The organism is Streptosporangium sp. NPDC023825 (assembly GCF_040639575.1).
Lineage (GTDB): Bacteria > Actinomycetota > Actinomycetes > Streptosporangiales > Streptosporangiaceae > Streptosporangium.
The window spans coordinates 126,079-144,757 of sequence record NZ_JBFAAE010000008.1; the positions used below are offsets into that span (position 1 = coordinate 126,079).

Sequence of the window (18,679 nt, forward strand, 5' to 3'; positions counted from 1 at the left end):
CCCGGGTGGGTGTTCCCCAGGGCCGGCGTTCCCCAGGGCCGGCGTTTCCCAGGGGCGGACGCCCGGGAAGGGGCGTGGAGCGGGCGGATCAGCAGCTGACGAGGAACCTCTCGCTGCGCAGCGGGGCGTCGCCGGAGACCGACAGCACGACGCGGTACCAGCCGGGGTTGTTGACGATCCTGGGCTGCCACTCGACGGTCTGGCTCTCGCCGCCGAAGCCGGACCCGGTGCCCAGGTAGGTCTGCCAGCGGCGTGTGCCCGGGCTCCAGCGCTCCAGGCGCCAGCCGTAGGAGACGGCGGCCCGGGGCTCGTCGTTGTGGACGACGCTCCGAACCTGGTACGGCCTGTCGCAGGGACCGAGCGCGTCGAGCGCGCTGACGGTGACCGTGCCGGGGGCCGTGACCGCGCCCGCGGCGGGAACCTCGCTCGTGGCGGAGACCCGCTCCGTGGCGGCCGGGACCTGCTCCGTGACCGGCATCGACCGCGATGACAGCTCCACCGTCCGCACCGGCGCCTGCGCCGCCGCGCCGGCCGGGATACGGGCCTGGGTGCCGTGGGTGGCCTCCACCCCCAGGTAGGCTCCGGCAAAGGCGAGGGTGGCGACGAGCAGCTTGACGGCACTCGCGGTTCCACTCGCCACCATCGGCGCCACACTGCTACGCGGACTCATGACAGACACCTTTCTTCGTTACATCCCAGGTGTACGCCACCGCTCTTGCTCCGGAGTTGACGTCCGCTTGCAGCCGGGTCGCCGGGAAGGGCGCCGGTCCGCCGGTTCGGGTAAGCCCGCCCTAATATCGAGGTAGGCAGGTGGAACGACCGTGGTGGTGATGTTCAGAGTGCGACCTGTTGTGGCGGGCATCCCCGACCCGGCCTCCGCGTCCTTCCTGGGCATGCCCCTGTGGCTCTGGGTGATCGTCGGCGGCGTGGCCCTGTTCGGCGCGTTCCAGGCCTACTACTGGATCGGCCACGTCCTGGGCTCCAGGCTCTACACCTCGCGCCTGGGCGCCAAGATCGGCCAGGAGAACATCACCCGGGTCGAGAACGTCGTCAGGAAGTGGGGCGCGCTCGCCGTCTACGCCTGCTTCTGGGTGCCCGGCCTGCGCCACACGCTGCCCTGGGTGGCCGGGGTGCTGCGGATCTCCTACCCCTGGTACGTCGTGGCCAGCGCGCTCGGTTGCCTGACCTGGGTGCCGGTGACCTCCTTCGGCCTGTACTCGGTGATCTGGGGCTGGCTGGGGCTGGCCGCGCGATCGCCGCTCCTGGCGGGCCTGGCCGCGCTGGTGGCGGTCGCGGTGCTCGTCGGGTTCGTCCGCTGGCGCCGCCACCGGGCCGCCCGCCGCGAGGCGGAGAAACTGGCCACCGCGGCCTGAACCGCGGGTCGTGACGGCCGCGCGAACCCGGATGCCGGGTGAGACACCGGCCGGGCAGGGAGCGTACGGCGGCCCGTGGGCCGCGCGAACCCGGATGTGCCGGGTGAGACCGTTCCCGTGATCGTCCCTTCACGTCCGCACACGGCACCGATGTCAACTTTTCCATAGCCAAACCGCCAACTTCCGCATATCGACAGTGGCCTCTGTCAGCATGGCTCGCATGCATCACGGGGGAACACGCCTCATAGCCCGCGCCGCGCTGGTCACCGCGGTCACCCTGGCCACCGCGTCGCCGGTGCCCGCCCTGGCCTCGGGAGCCTCGGCACTCGCACCGACCGGCGGACCTCCGGCACGCGTCCCGGGCACCGGGGCCGTGGTGTCCGCCCTGGTCACCGCGCCGTCCGCGCCCCGCGCGTCCGGCTCGCTCACCCTCGTCCCCGCCCCCGCGGCGGAGCGGCGCGCCGTGCCCTCGGTGCCGGGACGGGCCGCGTACCTGTACGACGCGAGCACGGGAACGGTCCACCTGAGCAGGCAGGCGGGGAAGCGGATGCCGGTGGCCAGCCTGACCAAGGTCATGACGGCGTACGTCGTCCTCAGGGAAGCGAAACTGAGCGACACCGTCACGATCCAGGCGGCGGACGTGCGGCACGCGGCGGCGAACGGCGCGACCCACGCCTCCCTGCGCGCCGGGGAGCGGCTCACCGTCAGGGACCTGCTCTACGCGGTCATGCTCCCCTCGGGGGCGGACGCCTCCCACGCCCTGGCCCGCGTCTACGGTCCCGGCGACACGAAGTTCGTGGCGAAGATGAACGCCACGGCCCGCTCGATGGGGCTGGTCGACACCCGTTACGCCAACGCCGACGGCCTGCCGAAGCCGGCTCCCGGCCACTCCACCGCGCTGGACCAGGCGAAACTGGCCGACCTCGCGCTGCGTGACCCGCTGCTGCGGATCATCGCGTCCACCAGGCGCCATGTCGTGGCGAAATCCAAGGTGCACCGGGCGCACTCCTGGACCAACTCCAACAAGCTGCTCGGCAAGACGCCCGGGGTCATGGGCCTGAAGACCGGTTACACCAGCGCCGCCGGATTCTGCCTGGCCTTCGCCGCCGACCGCGACGGCCATCGGCTCGTGGGCGTCATCCTCGGCGAGTCCAACGCCGACCGGCGCTTCCAGAGCGCGACGCGGCTCCTCGACTGGGCGAGTGAGCAGGCTCCGCCCGAGGTGTGAGGACGGCGGGGGCGTGCTCCCCGCCGTTCGGCCCCCTCCCGGCACGGGGCGCGAACCCGCGCCGGCCGGGCACCTCCGCCGAGGGCCCTGCGAAGGTGACCGGCGTCCGCATCCGCGATCCCGGCGGGAACCCCGATCGAGCTCGGAGACCACCCCGGCCGATGCCCTGCCGCGGACGAGGCGGCGGTCACCGTCGACCTCGGTACGGACGGGGTTCGCGACCGCCGTGGCGCGACTCCGGAAGACGGACCGTGCGCGAACCGGCCGGGGGACCTACGGTTGGCCGCATGACTGAGCGGTTCGCGATCCTGAGCGGTTCGACCTTCGAGGAGCGGATCGGATACGCGCGGGCGGTGGTCGACGGCGACCGGGTCCACGTGTCCGGGACGACCGGCTACGACTACGCGACCATGACGATCTCCGACGACGTGGTCGAGCAGGCCGAGCAGTGCCTGCGCAACATCGAGGCGGCGCTGACCGAGGCGGGCTGCTCGTTCGCCGATGTCGTCCGGGTGCGCTACATGCTGCCCGACCGCGAGGACTTCGCGCCCTGCTGGCCGACCCTGCGCCACCACTTCGGCGAGATCCGCCCGGCCGCGACGATGCTCGTCTGCGGCCTCGCCGACCCCCGCATGAAGATCGAGATCGAGGTGGACGCGCGCCGCCCCGCGGCGCGGGAACCCGTCAGCCCGCGCGCATGAGGCCGTGGCAGGCGATGGCGGCGGCGGCCACCACGTTGAGGGAGTCGACGCCCAGGTCCATCGCGGCCGGACTCATCGGGATGCACACCGCCTCGTCGGCCTCGCGCAGCCAGCGGGAGGAGAGCCCGTCCCCCTCCGAACCGAGGAGCAGGGCCACCCGCTCGGCCATGGTGACCTTGTCCATGGGGGTGGCGGACTGGTCCGGGGTGAGGGCCAGCGTCTGGAAACCCGCCCCGCGCAGCTCGGCCAGGCCCGCGTACCAGTCGGTCATCCGGGCGTACGGGATCGCGAAGACCGCGCCCATCGAGACCTTCACCGAGCGCCGGTAGAGAGGGTCGGCGCAGCGCGGTGAGAGGATCACCGCCTCCACGCCCAGGGCGGCGGCGCAGCGGAAGATGGCGCCGACGTTGCCGTGGTCGACGAGGTCTTCGAGGATCAGGACGCGCCGGGGCGCCGCGTGACCGGCGGGAACGCCTCGCGTGGCGGCAGGGCCCGGCCCGGGTTCGCCGCCTGACCGCGTCGCGTGCTCGGCGGGAGCCCTTCGCTCCCCGCGCCCGGACAGGAGATCCTCCACCCCGGGAAGGGGGAGGCGTTCCATGGCGGCGAGGGCGCCCCGGTGGACCTGGAAGCCGGTGACCTCCTCCATGACGGCGTCGTCCACGACGTGGACCCGGTCGCCGAGCGGGCCGAGGAGGTCGGCGAGGGGTTCCGCCCAGCGGGAGGTGAGGAGGACGGAGCGCACGGGGTAACCCGCCGCGACGGCGCGGCGGATGACCTTCTCCCCCTCGGCGATGAAGAGACCGTGCTCGGCCTCCATGCTCTTGCGCAGCTCGACGTCGCGCAGGTTGGCGTAGTCGGCCAGGTGGGGGTCGATGGCTTCAGGCACCCTCGAATACTGCCATGACCCGCCTGAGCTGCCATATCAGCGCGTAGACGAGCAGCATCGCGGAGCAGCCGACGACCACCCCCGCGCCCAGCCTCGTCACGAGCTCGGCGTTGCCGCCCGAGGGGAAGGCCACCGCCCAGGCGACCGCGCCCAGCGGGATCGACACGGCGGTGGCCAGGAGCACGGCGGCGCGCTCACCGGCGGGCAGGAGCAGCCGCTCGGGCACCGGCCGCGGCTCCATCCCGGCCAGCCCGCGCCAGGCCCACCAGAGGACGACCGCCAGGCCGACCACGGTGGAGGTGTACTGCAGCAGGCGGAACAGGGAGATCACTCCCGCCACCCGGACGTCCAGCCAGCTCCAGCCCCACAGGGCCGAGCTGTACGAGTGGGTGAAGGAGTCCCAGAGCTTGTGGGTGAGAGCGCCCACGACGCCTCCGGCGATCACGGCGGGCAGCCGCCGCAGCCCGTACATGCCGGGGGTCAGCGAGGCGGCGCGCCCGGCGAGGGTCGGGGGCAGGAGCGCGGTCAGCGGGTCGCGGAGCACCAGGTGGAAGACGGCGAGCAGCACGACGACGGCGAACGGGTCGATCGTGAACACGCCCTTGAAAGAGTGCCAGATCATGTAGTCGGGCAGGAACGGGAAGAAGATCGGCAGGTCGGGCACCATGGCCCCCAGCGCGAGGGCCCAGGGGTCGAGGAACCGGCGTATCCGCTCCGAGGAGATCAACGGCAGCACGGCTGCGACGTGACTGGGCGTGAACGGCACGGATTTCCCTCCGACGATCCGATGGACAGGTCAATCTTGCGACACGGCCCGCCCCGTGGGAGCACGCCGCCGTCACCGCTTGGAGCTTCGCCGCTTTCCGCCTTCTGACACTCCGCGACGTATAGATTACCGAGCGCCGTCAACGGGGACCCGGAGGCCGTCGTGACCGACCAGATCGTGCTGGCGCCGCCGAGCGCCGAGTGGCTGCGTGACGCCCGCAGGGCTCGCGCGCTCTCCCTGGCCACCCTGGTCTGGCTGGGCGTCGAGAGCGTGCTCGGCATCGCCGCCGGCCTGGGGGCGCACTCGGTCGCCCTCATCGGCTGGGGCGTGTCGGCCCTGGTGGAGGCGGCGGCCAGCCTGATCGTGGTCTGGCGGTTCACCGGGGCGAGGACCGGGTCCGCGCACGCCGAGGCACGGGCCCGCAGGGCGGTGGCGATCAGTTTCTGGATCCTCGCCCCCTACCTGGTGCTGCACGTGGCGCACGACCTGGACGCGGGCCACCGGGCCGTGCCGAGCGTGCTCGGGATCGTGGTGACGGCGGCCAGCGTGGTCGGCATGCCGTTCCTGGGGATGGCCAAGCGGCGACTGGGCGTGCGGCTGCACTCGGCGGCGACCGCGGGCGAGGGGACACAGAACCTCCTGTGCGCCCTGCTCGCGGCGGGGGTGCTGGCGGGGCTCGCGCTGAATACCGCCGGGTGGTGGTGGATCGATCCCGCCATGGCGGTTCTGCTGGCGGCGGTGGCGGCGCGCGAGGGGCTCAGGGCGTGGCGCGGGCACTCCTGCTGCCACTGATCGCCCTTCCCCGGCCGTCGATCGCCGCGTCCGCCGCCGATCGCCTTTCACCGTCGCGGGCCGTCGATCGCCGCGTCCGCCGCCGCCGATCGCCTTTCACCGTCGCGGGCCGTCCGGTTCCGCCGGCCGCCGGCCGCCCGTTTCCCCGTTGCCGATCTTCCGTCGTTTCTGCCGCCCGACCAGGTGATCTCTGTCACCGCCGGTCGCCGGCGGACCTTGCGGACGCAGGGCTCGGTGATCGACACATACGGTAACAGCAACACCGAAATGCGTTTTTTGCCCCAGTAACCATTCCAAGTACAGTTCCGTGAATATTGCGGACGACCTCCCGATAGGGTGACCCGCTAGCTCCATGACATCGACACCAAAGAGGACATCGTGGGCGGACGTCACCGGACGGATGAACTCGAGGACGGCTACACCCCGTACAAGGAACCGCAGCCCAGACGCAGGCGCGGGGGCCGCGGCAAGGTGCTGGTCCCGCTGGCCGGGTCCGTCGCCCTCGCGGTGCTGCTCGGCGTCGCCGCGTTCGTGGTCATCAACCGCGACCGCGGCGCCGGGGCGTGCGGGGGCGAGGCGCTCCCGCTGCGGATCACCGCCTCCCCGGACATCCAGCCCGCCCTGTCCCAGATCGCCGTGCGCTTCAACAAGGCGGCCCACGACGTCGAGGGCAGGTGCGCCACGGTCACGGTGACCAAGGGCGCCTCGGCGACCGTGGCCTCCTCCTTCAGCGGCGGGAAGGCCGCCGCGATGGACATGTGGATCCCGGACTCGAAACTGTGGGTGACGAACCTGCGGGCGAGGAACCAGGAGGTGCCCGAGGCGGGCGCTTCCATCGCCCGCTCCCCCATCGTCATGGTGGCCTCCGGCTCGGTGGTGCCGAACCTGAAGAAGAGCTTCGGCGAGGCCAGCTGGGGCGGCATGATCAACGCCGCCAACGTGGCCAACGTGGACGGTCCCGGCCGCAAGGTGCGCGTCCTCGTGCTGGATCCCTCGCTCAACGCCGCCGGGCTCGGCGCGCTCCTGGCCGCCGCCGGGGTGGCCACGGCCTCGGGCGCGGGCGAGGAGCAGCTGGTCGGCGCGCTCAAGAGCCTGTCGGGGTCGACGTCGACGGTCCGCGATCAGGACGCGCTGCTGGCCAGCCTCGGTGTCAAGGGCAGCAAGGTCCCGCTGGGCATCTCCTCGGAGCAGGGGATCTGGGCGTTCAACAAGGCCAAGAAGCCCGAGGTCCCGGCCGTGCCGCTCTATCCGGCCGAGGGAACCATCAACCTCGACTACCCGGTGGTGGTCACCGCCGAGGACGCCGCCGTACGCAAGGCCGCCGAGGCGTTCCGCAAGGAGCTGGGCAGCGAGGCGTCCAGGAAGACGCTGCAGGAGCAGGGGTTCCGCACCCCGGACGGCAAGGGCGGCAAGGCGATCTCCGGCTCCGACGGCTTCCAGGCCAAGGCCCCCCAGGCGATCGAGCCGCCCGACGGCAACACCGTCGCGAGGATGTCCCAGACCTGGTCCCGGATCAAGCTGGGCACCAGGCTCGTCACCCTGCTCGACGTCTCGGGCACCATGGCCCTCCCGGTGCCCGGTACCGGGCTGACCCGGATGCAGGCGATCAGCAGGATCGCCGTCGAGGGCATGAAGCTCTTCCCGGCCAAGAGCGAGATGGGGCTGTGGGAGTTCTCCACCCATCTGAACGGCCGGGGGGTCGACTACCGCGAGACGGTCCCGGTCGGCCCGCTCACCGAGGACATGAACGGCGTCCTGCGCAGGGACGTGATCAACCAGAGGCTGATCACGACCCGGGCGAAGGCGACCGGCGACACCGGGCTCAACGACACCCTCGCCGCCGCCTACGCGCAGATGACCAAGGAGTACCAGAGCGACAAGATCAACACGGTGCTGATCCTCACCGACGGCGCCGGCAACGACGACCCGGACGGCGGGATCAGTAACCAGCAGATCCTGAAGCGGCTCAAGGAGCAGTTCGACCCGGAGAAGCCGGTCAGCGTCCTGATCATCGCCTTCGGCCCCGACGCCCCCAAGGGCAAGCGCCAGATGGACGCTTTGGCCAAGGCGACCGCCGGTGACGCGTTCATCGCCAAGAACGTCCTTGAGGTCAGGAAGTTCTTCCTGGAGGGCATGAAGCGCCGGCTCTGCGCCCCCAACTGCGACTGACCCTCCTCCCTCATCTTCACCCTGTACGGCTGGTGTCACATTGGCACCAGCCGTAGCAGTTTTCCCAGGTCATACCGTGTCGGCATGAAATCAACCCCTTTGGTCAACCGGTTGCCGGGAGGTGGCGTCCTACGCGTGTGGGCTGGAACGGGTGAGTGGTGAAACCCGTGAACGAGCCCGTCTCGCGGGGGAGGAATGTCCGTGCCCGGATGGCCGACCGTCGGCCGAACCGACGATCAACAACTCGTTGAGGCGCTGCGGCGTGCCGACACAACGGCGCCGGCGAGCCTCTACGACTCCTATGCCGAACGCCTCAACGACTACGCCCACTCGCTGCTGGGCGACCGTGAGGCCGCCGCCGGTGCCGTACACGACGCCCTGGTCGCGGCCCAGGGCGGAGTGGACCGCCTGCGCGAGCCCGGCCGCCTGCGCGCGTGGCTGTACGCGCTCGTCCGGATCCGGTGCGCGGACGAGGGGCGCGGCGGCCCGCGAGGGTCGGCGCCGCCCGACGTCCACGACGACCCGGGCGAGCGGGAACTGGCGGCCCTGGTCCACGAGGTGATGGCGGAGCTGAGCGGGCAGGAACGCGAGGTGCTCGAGCTGTCGCTCCGCCACGACCTCGGCAGCGGCGAGGTCGGCGCCGTGCTGGGGCTGACCTCCCGTCAGGTCACGGCGAGGCTCGGCCGGGCCCGCGACCATCTGGAGAACGCGGCCGCCGCCGTGGTGCTCGCCAAGGTCGGCCGGGCGCACTGCCCCGACCTGTCGGCGATGGTGGACTCGTGGGAGGGTCCCCTCACCACGCTGCTGCGCAGGCGGCTGTCGGCCCACATCGGCCGCTGCGAGGTCTGCGTGGAGCGCAGGGACCGGCACGTCTCGGCCGGGCGGCTGCTGGACCTGGTCCCCCTGGCCTACCCTCCGCTCTCCCTGCGCCGCCGGGTGATCGAGACCTGCGTGAATCCGGAGGCGCGCGAGGACCGCGCCGCCATCGTCGCCGGGAACGGCTTCGACAAGGCCGGTTTCCCCACGGCGGCCGAAAGGCGCTCGGGAGGCCGCCGGTGGGGCGGCAGGAAGGGCGGCAGGCGGGCACGCGACGAGCAATCCCCCTCGGGCGGGGGGACCACGCCCCCCGAGGGCACCCGTTCCCGGCACGCGGCGCCCCCCGCGGACCCCGGGACGTCACATCCGGACACGAGGGCCTGGCCGGCCGGGACGGAGGCTCGCTACGGGGAGAAGCGGGCCGGACACGCGGACACCGGGACACGCGCCCCGGAGAGCGGGCCGCGCCGCCCCGGGATCGGAACGGCGCCGAGGTACGTGCTGGCGTCGCCGGCGGACGGCGGGCCCGGGCACGCGGCACCGTGGACGGACGCCGGGACCCCGCGCGCGTCACGACCCGCGGACGTCGACGCGCGACACGCGACACCGCCCGCGGACGTCGAGGCCTGGCCGGCACCGGCGGTGAGCGCCGAGGCGTGGCCGGCGCCGACGACGAACCCCGACGCCTGGCCGGCACCCCCCGCGGAGGGCGAGGCGTGGCGCACCGCACCGTCCGAGAACGCCGAGGTGTCACCGGCGCCGTCCCCGGACGGCGAGACCTGGCGCACACCGCCGTACGCGGAGGGCGAGGCCTGGCGCACGTCGTCTCCCGACGACGAGGTGTGGCCCGCGTCATCCGCGACCGGCGAATCATGGTCCGCGTCGTCCCCCGACGAGGCGTGGTCCGCGTCATCCGCGGCCGGCGAACCGTGGTCCGCGTCGTCCCCCGACGAGGCGTGGCTCGGGGAGTCCCCCGAGAACGGTGAGGCCCGGCCCACCCCGCCGGCCGGCGGCACCGAGGTCTGGCGCACGTCACCGGCGGAAGCTCCAAGGATACGACGCACGCCGCCGGAGGAAGACCCCGGGGCCCGGCCTGCACCGCCGGCCCCCGGCGAAAGGAAGCGGAGGACGGAGGCGCCGCCCGCGCAGCGGCGGCGGCAGCGCGGGCGCAGGGGGCCGGTGCTGCTGGCGGTGATCTGCGTGCTGGCCGCCACCGGGGCGGTGGTCGCGGTGGGCGGGCAGGACCTGGCCGGAGGGGCGTTGAGGGACCCCCAGACCGCGCCGGGGACGGAGCCCGCGCTGATCACGCTGGAGCCCGGCCCCGAGCCGGAGCCCGGCCCGCTGCCGGAGGATCCGGAGGCGGAGGCCGCGCCGACGCCCACGCCGAAGCGGAGCCGCAGGACCGAGGCGCCCGTTCCCGACGCCCCGACCGCCACCGCGGCACGACCGGCACCGAGCCGCGCGCCCACGGCGGGGCGGCCCCGTCCCACCCGCACCGCCGCCAGGCCTCCCGCGGCCGGACGGCTGAGCGTCTCGTGTCCGGGCGACATCGGGGAGGGCGCTGGGCAGATCCGGCTCTCGGCACGCAACGCCACGGTCTCGTGGTCGGCGACCACCTCCGGCGGGCTCGACGTCCACCCCGCGCAAGGGCAGCTGAGGGCGGGCGCGAGAAGCGTGATTTGGGTCACCGCCAAGGACCCGTCGGAGAGCGGCGCCGGACGGGTCGCGTTCAGGTCCGCCGGAGGCAACGCCGGATGCGCGATTTCCTGGGAAAGCCCTGAATCAGAGGCTTCCACGCCTCAGGACGAGCCGGCTCCCGACCCGACTCCCACTCCCTCCGCCGGAGCGAGCTCCGAGGAGGCGACGGGCTGAATTCCCGCATCTCGTTTTACCTAACACCGAGACTTCTCCCGTGGATCAGGTAAACCATGGACTGGTGCCGAGCGTCGGCATTGACGTCCATGTTGAGTGATTGGTCACATGAAGAGCGCGATCAGTCACGTCATTACCAACCAGGAGCTCGGAGATGTCGATCAAACGCAGGGGGCTCAAGTGGGCCCTCACTCTCGCCTGTGTCGCGGGAGCCGTGATCGCCTTAGCCGACATCGACACTCCGTTACGATTGATCCTTACGCCCCTGTTCCTGTTGGTCGTTCCGGGCGCCGCAGTGGTAGGACTGTTGCGTGATCGTGACCCGCTTGCGGCACTATCAGTGGGTGCGGCAGCGAGCCTGGTTGTGAACGTTCTCCTGGCCGCTGCCATGCTTACCTTTGACGCATGGTCGCCCCGTGCCGGAGTCGCGACGATTGCGGTGCTCGGCGGCTTCATATACGTACTACGCGTGTTGTATCGGGGGAGCGGGAGCTTGCAGACCGAACAGGGGGCCAGGTCAAGGTGAACATCGTCATCGTTCGCCCGGAGGACCTCGGGGAGCCCGAGATCTCACGATGGCGGGAGTTGCAGGTGGCGGATCCGTCACTGGACAACCCCTTCCTCTCCGTGGAGTTCACGCTCGCCATGGGACGGCTGCGCGACTACGTCCGTGTCGCGGTCATCCAGGACGGTGGCAAGATCGTGGGGTTCTTCCCCTACGAGCGCCACAGTTTCGGGATCGGCAAGCCTCTCGGGGGCTTCCTGACCACCTGCCACGGGTTGATCTCGGTCCCCGGCCTCAAGCTGGACGTCCGGACCCTGCTGCGCGCCTGCAAGCTCTCCGTGTTCGACTTCGACCACCTGGTCCCCGGCCAGCCGACGTTCGCGCCGTACGAGTCGGACGTGCGACCGGCTCCGGTGATGGACCTCAGCGTGGGCTTCGAGACCTACATCGAGCAGGTGAAGGCCAACTCGCCGAAGAACCTCAAGACGGTCCGCTACAAGGAGCGCAAGCTCGGCCGCGAGCAGGGCGAGATCCGCTTCGAGTGGTACTCGGCCGACCCGGGCACGCTGCGCACGCTCACCAACTGGAAGTCCGACCAGTACCGCAGGACCGGCCGGGTCGACCGCTTCGCCCAGCCGTGGATCGTCCAGTTGCTCGACGAGATGCACGCGGCGAGGTCCGAGAGTTTCGCGGGCGTCCTGACCATGGTCTACGCCGGGGACAGGCCCGTCGCCGGTCACTTCGGCCTCCGGACGGCGACGACCCTGGTGGGCTGGTTCCCGGCCTACGACACCGAGTTCGCACGTTACTCCCCCGGCATCATGCACCACCTGCACATGGCCGAGCACGCCGCGAACTCCGGGCTGCAGCAGGTCGACATGGGCAAGGGCGGACGCGAGTACAAGAGCTGGTTGAAAAGCGGTGACCTCTTCGTCGCGGAAGGTCGCGTGTCGCGTCCCTCCCCGGCCGCCGCCGTCCACTGGATCGGCCGCACCCCGGTCAACAAGGCACGAACGATCGTTACGGATCGCCCGAATTTGTACAGGCTTGCCGACCGTGTGCTGAAGGGTTTCGGCCGTATGCGCTCCCCCGCGCAGAACCAATCAGGCACTCCGGTCGTCAAGGAACCATGGGGAGTGGGCTAGACCGCTCCCGTTCATCACCACATCACCCGCCAGGACCCTCGCATGCATCCCTCATCGCATTCGCCGTTTCCGCCGGTCGTCCCGATCGGCGAAGGCCCCGGGTCCGTCCGCCAGTCGCCCCTGACGACCGACCGCCCGGAAGGACATCCGTCACAATGAGTCCCGAGATCACCAAGCACTACAACAACAAGCCACCGCTGAGGGCGGTGCCACCCATCGAGCGGTTCACCCCCATCACGCCCAACATGGCGATCTCCCCCACCGTCAGCGTCGTCGTCCCCGCCATGAACGAGGCGGAGAACCTTCCGCACGTCTTCGCGACGCTGCCGCAGTGGATCGACGAGATCGTCCTGGTCGACGGCAACTCCAAGGACGACACCGTCGCCGTGGCCAGGAAGCTGCGTCCCAACGTCCGCGTGGTGCACCAGACCGGCAAGGGCAAGGGCGACGCGCTGTCGGCGGGCTTCGCCGCCTGCACCGGCGACATCATCGTGATGATCGACGCCGACGGGTCCACGGACGGCCGTGAGATCATCCAGTTCGTGGGCGCGCTGGTCACCGGCGCCGACTTCGTCAAGGGCTCGCGGTACGCCTCCGGCGGCGGCAGCGACGACCTGACGTTCATCCGCAAGTTCGGCAACAAGACACTGACCGCGCTGGTCAACAGGATGTACGGCACCAGCTACAGCGACCTGTGCTACGGCTACAACGCCTTCTGGGCCCGCCACCTGGACGTCCTCAACCTCGACTGCGACGGCTTCGAGATCGAGACCCTGATGAACGTCCGCGCCGCCAAGGCCGGTCTCAAGGTTCACGAGGTCCCCAGCCACGAGCGCTGCCGCATCCACGGCGAGAGCAACCTGCACGCCGTCCGCGACGGCATCCGGGTGCTGAAGACCATCATCCGCGAGTGGCGGAGCAACCCGGCTCCCGTCGTCCACGAGCCGGCCACCGCCGCCCCGGCCGCCGATCAGGGCGCCGCGTAACCATGAGAAGCAGTGTCGTCATCTGCGTCTACACCGAGGACCGCTGGGATGACATCCGGGCGGCCGTCGAGTCGGTCGAGAACCAGACGCACGAGCCGCACGAGATCATCCTGGTCGTCGACTACAACCCGGATCTCCACCTGAGGCTCAAGAAGGAGTATCCCGGCGCGATCGTGGTGGAGAACGCTCAGGAGAAGGGGCTGTCCGGTGGCAAGAACACCGGTGCGGCGACCGCCTCCGGCGACATCGTGGCGTATCTGGACGACGACGCAGTCGCGGAGCCTGGCTGGCTGGAAGCACTGGAGGAGGGCTTCCAGGACCCGACCATCGTGGGGGTGGGCGGGCTGACCAGGCCGCTGTGGGGCATCGGGCACCGGCCCGGCTGGTATCCCCACGAGTTCGACTGGACCGTGGGGTGCAGCTATCTCGGCATGCCCACGGAACGGGCCCGGATCCGCAACGTCATGGGCGGCAACGCGGCCTTCCGCAGGGAGGTCATCGGCGGTGTCGGCGGGTTCCACACCGGCATCGGGCGCAGCGTGCAGGGGCGCAAGCCCCGCCCGCTGGGCTGTGAGGAGACCGAGTTCTGCATCCGGCTCTCGCAGCGGATGCCGGGGTCGGGAATGCTGTTCGAGCCGGCCGCGGTGATCGGCCACAAGGTGCCGCCCGTACGCTCGACGTTCGCCTACTTCCGCTCGCGCTGTTTCGCCGAGGGCCTGTCCAAGGCTCTGGTCGCCCAGAGCGTGGGAGCGGGCGACGGGCTGTCGAGCGAGCGGGCCCACGCGCTGAAGGCGCTCCCCCTGGGCGCGCTGCGCGGGGTCGGCGAGGCGCTGCGGGGCGACCCGTCCGGCCTCGGCAGGGCCGGGGCGATCGTCGTCGGCCTCGCCTGGACGACCTGGGGTTACATCGTCGGCTCCCTTCGACTGAAACTGAAGCGGGTGCGTTCGTCATGATCCGCGTACCGATTCTGATGTACCACTCGGTCTCCGACCGGCCCAACGCCGAGACGAAGCCGCTGGCGGTACGCCCCTCGGCCTTCGCCGAGCAGCTGGCCTACCTGAAGGAGAACGGCTTCACGCCGCTGACGGTGGCCGACCTGGTCGCCTCGCTGCACAACAACAACGGCCGCTCCATCCCGGAACGGCCGGTCGTGGTGACCTTCGACGACGGGTACGCCGACTTCCACAGCGAGGCGCTGCCCCTGCTCGAACGCTACGACTTCCCCGCGACGGTCTTCCTGACCAGCGGGTGGGTCCGCGACGCGGGCAAGGACGCGGCGGGCAGACCCCTCGACACGATGCTGTCGTGGAGCCAGGCCCGCGAGGCCGCCTCGTGCGGCATGGAGATCGGCGGGCACAGCCACAGCCATCCCCAGCTCGACCAGCTGCCCGACGACGAGCTCCGCCAGGAGCTGCGGCGCAACAAGGCCCTGCTGGAGGACAAGATCGGTTCCCTGGTCTCGACGATGGCCTACCCGTACGGCTACTCCAGCGTGCGCGTGCGGCGCGAGGTCAGGAAGGCCGGATACTGGGCCGCCTGCGCGGTGAACAACGCCATCGCCGCCGACCGGCACGACGTGCTCGCGCTGCCGCGCCTGACCGTCGCCGAGGGCACGTCGATGAAGATGTTCAGCCGGGCGGTCGAGGGAAACCAGGTCCCGCTGATCTATATGAGAGAACGCATGCTGACGAAGGGCTACGCCGTCGTCAGGCGCACGAGATACGGTCTGCGCAAGGTGCGCGGCCAGGCCTGAACGGCCGGGTACGCTCCGGAGGACGCGCGATCCGCGGGGCGGGTCGCGCACCGGTGGCCGACCCGGTGTGACCGGCGGTCCTCGCTCCGTCCGGCGCCCCTTCCCCCGGGAGCGGAGGCGTCGGGAGAGGGGCCGCCCGGCCGGAAAACGGCCGCTGTACAGCTTCTCAACGGTCTACGCGAAGCGCCCGGACATGACGGATCTCCGCGGTGACTCGTCACACCCTGGTCCGCGTAGCCGCCATGATGTTAGACGTGAGGCAACGGGCAGGTAATGACGTGACGACGACGGGGGCGGCGGAGACCGCCGAGGTCGGGGAGATCGATCCCACCCACCCCGCGCCTTCGGACGGAACCCGGGCCGGGTCCGGCGGCGAGCCCACCGGCACGGCGCCTTTCGAAGCGCCTGACGACGAGGCTCCCGGCGCGCTCCCGGACGACGAGACCGCCGAGGGCGAGGCTCCGGGCGGAGAGACGTCCGGCGGGAGTCCGTACGACGGGCCTCCCGGCGACGAGACGTCCGACGGCGAGACGTCCGACGGCGAGACGTCCGACGGCGGGGAGACTTCGGAGGGCGGTGAGGCTTCGGAGGGCGACCCGCGTGACGACGCGGCCGGCGACGGCACGCCGCCGGACACGGACACCGCGGACACCGCGGACGCCTCAGACGAGGCGGGCGAGGCGGACGACCCGGATGTCCTGGACACCGCGGACGACGCGGACGCCTCAGAGGACACGGACGACGCAGATGCTCCGGACGACGCGGACGCCTCAGACGAGGCGGACACCGCGGACGCCCCGAGCGCCTCAGACGAGGCGGACACCACAGGCGCCTCAGACGAGGCGGACGACGTGGATGTCCTGGACGACGCGGACGCCTCAGGGGGCACGGACGACGCGGACCCCTCGGACGAGGCGGACGACGCGCCGGATGACAACGTCTACGGCGACGACCCGGAGGTCACCGCCGTCATCAGGCTTCCCCTCCGCCCGCTCGCCCCGCCCCCCGCCGGCGTTTCCGAGGACGATGCGGCCGAGACGGCCGAGGCCCCGCCCGCGCCCACCGAGGACGAGGACAGGTTCGAGACCACGGCGGAGATGCGTCTGCCAGGCCGGGCCGCGCCACTCCTCAAGCCCGCCCCCACCCCTCGGAGGTCCTCTGAACCCTCGGCGTCCCCGCCGGCCGCGGAATCTTCCGGGTTCTCACAGCCCGCGCAGCCCTCTGACCCCCGGGAGTCCGCCGGGCTCCCCGGCGTGGAGTCGGGGGGAAGGTCCACCGGGGCGCCCAGGCGGCCCCTGGAAGTCTCCGAGCCCCTTCCCGAGGTCACAGAAACCCCGGCGGCCCACCAGGCCCCACAGGGCACGCAGAGGAGCTCGGGAACGGGTTCCGGGGCGGGAAGGGAAGCCGGGAAGGGATCGGGGGAGGCGGCACCGGCGACCAGCGCCATGCCTCCGTCCGCGGTCGCCCCCGGGGTTCCGGCCGCGACGCCCGCCGCCAGGCCCTCACGCCTGCAAACCTTGATGCAGTCGGCCATGGTGTGGTTGCCGCCGCTCCTCACCATCGAGGGTCTGATCATGTACGTGCTGGCCCTGCGCGTCGCGCCGGGCCCGCTGCGGGGCGTCGACCTGAACGACATCGACGGTGTCGGCCTGATCTCGGCCATGCCGCCGACCGCGTTCGCCGCGATCCTGCTGATGCTCGTCGCGTTCTTCGTCACGATCGCGCAGAACACCGACCGCAAGTTCCTGCTGCTCTTCCAGATCGCGGCGATAACCTTCGCCCTGCACGGGGCCGCGGCCCTGATCGAGGACGAGGCCAGGTTCCACACGGCCTACGTCCACGCGGGCTTCGTGGAGTACATCAACCGCACCGGCGAGTCATCCGCCATCCTCGACGCCCGCCTGGCCTGGCCGGGCTTCTTCGCCCTGGTGGGGTTCATCACCAAGGCCGCCGGGGTCACCGACCTGACGACGATCATGCGGTGGACGCCCCTGCTGTCGAACCTGCTGTACCTCCTGCCGTTCGTGCTGATCCTGCGCCAGGTCGTCGCCACCACCCGGGCCCGCTGGTTCGCCGCGCTGCTGTTCGTCATCGTGCAGTGGATCGGCCAGGACTACTTCTCCTCCCAGGGCTTCACGTACGCGATCTACCTGGCCTTCGTGGCGATCGTGCTGCGCTGGTTCGGCAAGGTGGAGCCCCGTGAGAAACCGATGCCGGCCAAGGGCTTCGTCCGGCGGCTGCTGGCCCGCCTGGACGGGCTGACACCGGGCGAGCTGCCGCACTCCACCGGCGTCTACGACCGGACCATCATGCTGATCGTGCTGATCGGCCTGTTCGCGACCGCGACCGCCTCGCACCAGATCACGCCGTTCATGATGCTCGGCGCGCTGACCGGCCTGATCCTGCTGCGGCGCTCCTCGCTCAGCTGGGGGCTGCCCTTCTTCCTGGGCCTGATGGTGCTGGCGTGGATCAGCTACCAGACGGTCACCTTCTGGAGCGGGCACATCGACCAGCTCTTCGGCGGTCTGGGCCGGATCCTGGAGAACCTCCAGAGCAACACCGGCGACCGGATCGACGGCAGCGACCCCAAGCACGCGCTCGTCCTGATGGCTCGCCTGGGCATCTGCGGCGTGATCCTGGTGCTGGCCGCCGCCGGCCTGTTCCGCCGCCTGCGGCGCGGCGTCGGCGACCGCGCGGCCCTGCTCATGCTGTGCATCCCCGTGCTCGCCCTCGGCCTGCAGAACTACGGCGGCGAGATCGGCCTGCGCATCTACCTGTTCGCGCTGCCCGGCGCCTGCATCCTGGCCGCGTACGCCTTCTTCCCGAACCTGCCGGCGGGCACCGAGGACGCGCCGGAGGAGACGGTGCCCATCCGCAGGCGCAACATCCGGTTCAACCCGGAGCTGACGCGGCGGATCTCGCTGCTGCTGGCCGCCGGGTGCGCCATGGTGCTGGCGATGGTCTTCCTGGTCGCCCGGTACGGCAACGAGCAGTTCGAGCGGGTCTCCGCCAGCGAGGTCGCGGCGATGCACTACGTCTACGACCACGACAAGCCGAGCGCCCGCGTCCTCTACCTGGTGCCGCTGCTCGGCGAGGAGGTCACCCCGAGCATCCCGTGGGGCGAGCGCGACTTCGACAAGATCTCCTATCAGCAGGTGCTGGTGGACAAGAACCCGGCCCAGCTCTCCTCGGTGATCGACAAGCTCCGGGTGTCGCCGCCCAACACCTATCTGGTGGCCACCCGGGGACAGGCCGGATACCTGCAGCTCAACCACGGCTTCCCGACGGACTGGGCGCCGAGGTTCCGCGCCGCGCTCGACGCCCACAAGGAGCTCAAGCGGGTCTTCAACGGCGAGGACGCCGCCGTCTACACGCTCAGGAAGTACCCCGAGGGGGCCGAGATCCCCGAGCCCGGGGTGCCCACCGGCGGCAGCGACCCGACCTCTCCGTGGACGCCGATCGGCCTGGGCGCGCTGGGCGTGACGTGGATCGCACTGTTCGGCTACGAGGTGGTCCGCCTGCGTGGCCGCGATCAGGCGTCCAGGACGAGGAGGCGCATCCTGTTCGTCGCGGTACCCGCGTTCGTGCTGGCCGTAGGGGTGATCGTGGAGAGGTTCATCGTCATCGGGTCCTGACCTCTGTAAAGGACAAAGTCTCCCGGCGGACGACCGGCGCGCGCGCCATACT

Annotated in this window: 14 protein-coding genes; 11 read left to right on the plus strand and 3 right to left on the minus strand. The window is 71.2% G+C overall.

Annotation, left to right across the window (positions count from 1 at the left end; all coding sequences use genetic code 11):
• Positions 1–88: 88 nt before the first annotated feature.
• On the minus strand, positions 89–670 hold the full coding sequence (locus AB0G15_RS10355) for a hypothetical protein (RefSeq protein WP_362837312.1): 582 nt from the start codon (positions 668–670) through the stop codon (positions 89–91).
• Positions 671–830: 160 nt separating this feature from the next.
• Between AB0G15_RS10355 and AB0G15_RS10360 the strand changes: the two genes are divergently transcribed.
• From AB0G15_RS10360 to AB0G15_RS10370, 3 genes are all read left to right on the plus strand, one after another.
• A complete protein-coding gene (locus AB0G15_RS10360) occupies positions 831–1,373 on the plus strand; it encodes a VTT domain-containing protein (RefSeq protein WP_362837314.1) in 543 nt (180 codons plus the stop codon).
• A 220-nt stretch (positions 1,374–1,593) separates the two neighbouring features.
• Positions 1,594–2,601, plus strand: a complete 1,008-nt coding sequence (locus AB0G15_RS10365; protein ID WP_362837316.1) for a serine hydrolase — start codon at positions 1,594–1,596, stop codon at positions 2,599–2,601.
• A 287-nt stretch (positions 2,602–2,888) separates the two neighbouring features.
• Positions 2,889–3,302 carry a RidA family protein gene (locus AB0G15_RS10370; RefSeq protein WP_362837318.1) on the plus strand — a complete coding sequence of 138 codons (414 nt, stop codon included), beginning with the start codon at positions 2,889–2,891 and terminating at the stop codon, positions 3,300–3,302.
• Here AB0G15_RS10370 and AB0G15_RS10375 read toward each other — a convergent pair.
• Together AB0G15_RS10375 and AB0G15_RS10380 are read right to left on the minus strand one after the other, a co-directional pair.
• A complete protein-coding gene (locus AB0G15_RS10375; protein WP_362837320.1) occupies positions 3,286–4,188 on the minus strand; it encodes an RNA methyltransferase in 903 nt (300 codons plus the stop codon). The two genes, AB0G15_RS10370 and AB0G15_RS10375, sit on opposite strands and share 17 nt — an antisense overlap.
• Positions 4,181–4,954: a DUF4184 family protein gene (locus AB0G15_RS10380; RefSeq protein ID WP_362837322.1), complete on the minus strand. Its 774-nt coding sequence runs from the start codon at positions 4,952–4,954 to the stop codon at positions 4,181–4,183. The genes AB0G15_RS10375 and AB0G15_RS10380 overlap by 8 nt, the downstream gene beginning before the upstream one ends.
• Before the next feature lie 162 nt (positions 4,955–5,116).
• On the opposite strand from AB0G15_RS10380, the gene AB0G15_RS10385 reads away from it, so the two are divergent.
• From AB0G15_RS10385 to AB0G15_RS10420, 8 genes are all read left to right on the plus strand, one after another.
• A complete protein-coding gene (locus tag AB0G15_RS10385; protein ID WP_362837324.1) occupies positions 5,117–5,746 on the plus strand; it encodes a hypothetical protein in 630 nt (209 codons plus the stop codon).
• Between the two features lie 378 nt (positions 5,747–6,124).
• Positions 6,125–7,915: a substrate-binding and VWA domain-containing protein gene (locus AB0G15_RS10390; protein WP_362837326.1), complete on the plus strand. Its 1,791-nt coding sequence runs from the start codon at positions 6,125–6,127 to the stop codon at positions 7,913–7,915.
• 201 nt (positions 7,916–8,116) lie between these two features.
• A complete protein-coding gene (locus AB0G15_RS10395) occupies positions 8,117–10,603 on the plus strand; it encodes a sigma factor (RefSeq protein WP_362837328.1) in 2,487 nt (828 codons plus the stop codon).
• A 522-nt stretch (positions 10,604–11,125) separates the two neighbouring features.
• A complete protein-coding gene (locus AB0G15_RS10400) occupies positions 11,126–12,253 on the plus strand; it encodes a GNAT family N-acetyltransferase (RefSeq protein ID WP_362687360.1) in 1,128 nt (375 codons plus the stop codon).
• Positions 12,254–12,408: 155 nt separating this feature from the next.
• Complete coding sequence (locus AB0G15_RS10405) at positions 12,409–13,239, plus strand: glycosyltransferase family 2 protein (protein ID WP_362837330.1); 831 nt, start codon at positions 12,409–12,411, stop codon at positions 13,237–13,239.
• Between the two features lie 2 nt (positions 13,240–13,241).
• Positions 13,242–14,192, plus strand: a complete 951-nt coding sequence (locus AB0G15_RS10410; protein WP_362837332.1) for a glycosyltransferase family 2 protein — start codon at positions 13,242–13,244, stop codon at positions 14,190–14,192.
• Positions 14,189–14,992, plus strand: coding sequence for a polysaccharide deacetylase family protein (locus AB0G15_RS10415; protein ID WP_362837334.1), 804 nt, complete (start codon positions 14,189–14,191; stop codon positions 14,990–14,992). Before AB0G15_RS10410 ends, AB0G15_RS10415 begins: the two co-directional genes overlap by 4 nt.
• A gap of 278 nt (positions 14,993–15,270) precedes the next feature.
• Positions 15,271–18,627 carry a hypothetical protein gene (locus AB0G15_RS10420; protein WP_362837336.1) on the plus strand — a complete coding sequence of 1,119 codons (3,357 nt, stop codon included), beginning with the start codon at positions 15,271–15,273 and terminating at the stop codon, positions 18,625–18,627.
• Positions 18,628–18,679 lie beyond the last annotated feature (52 nt).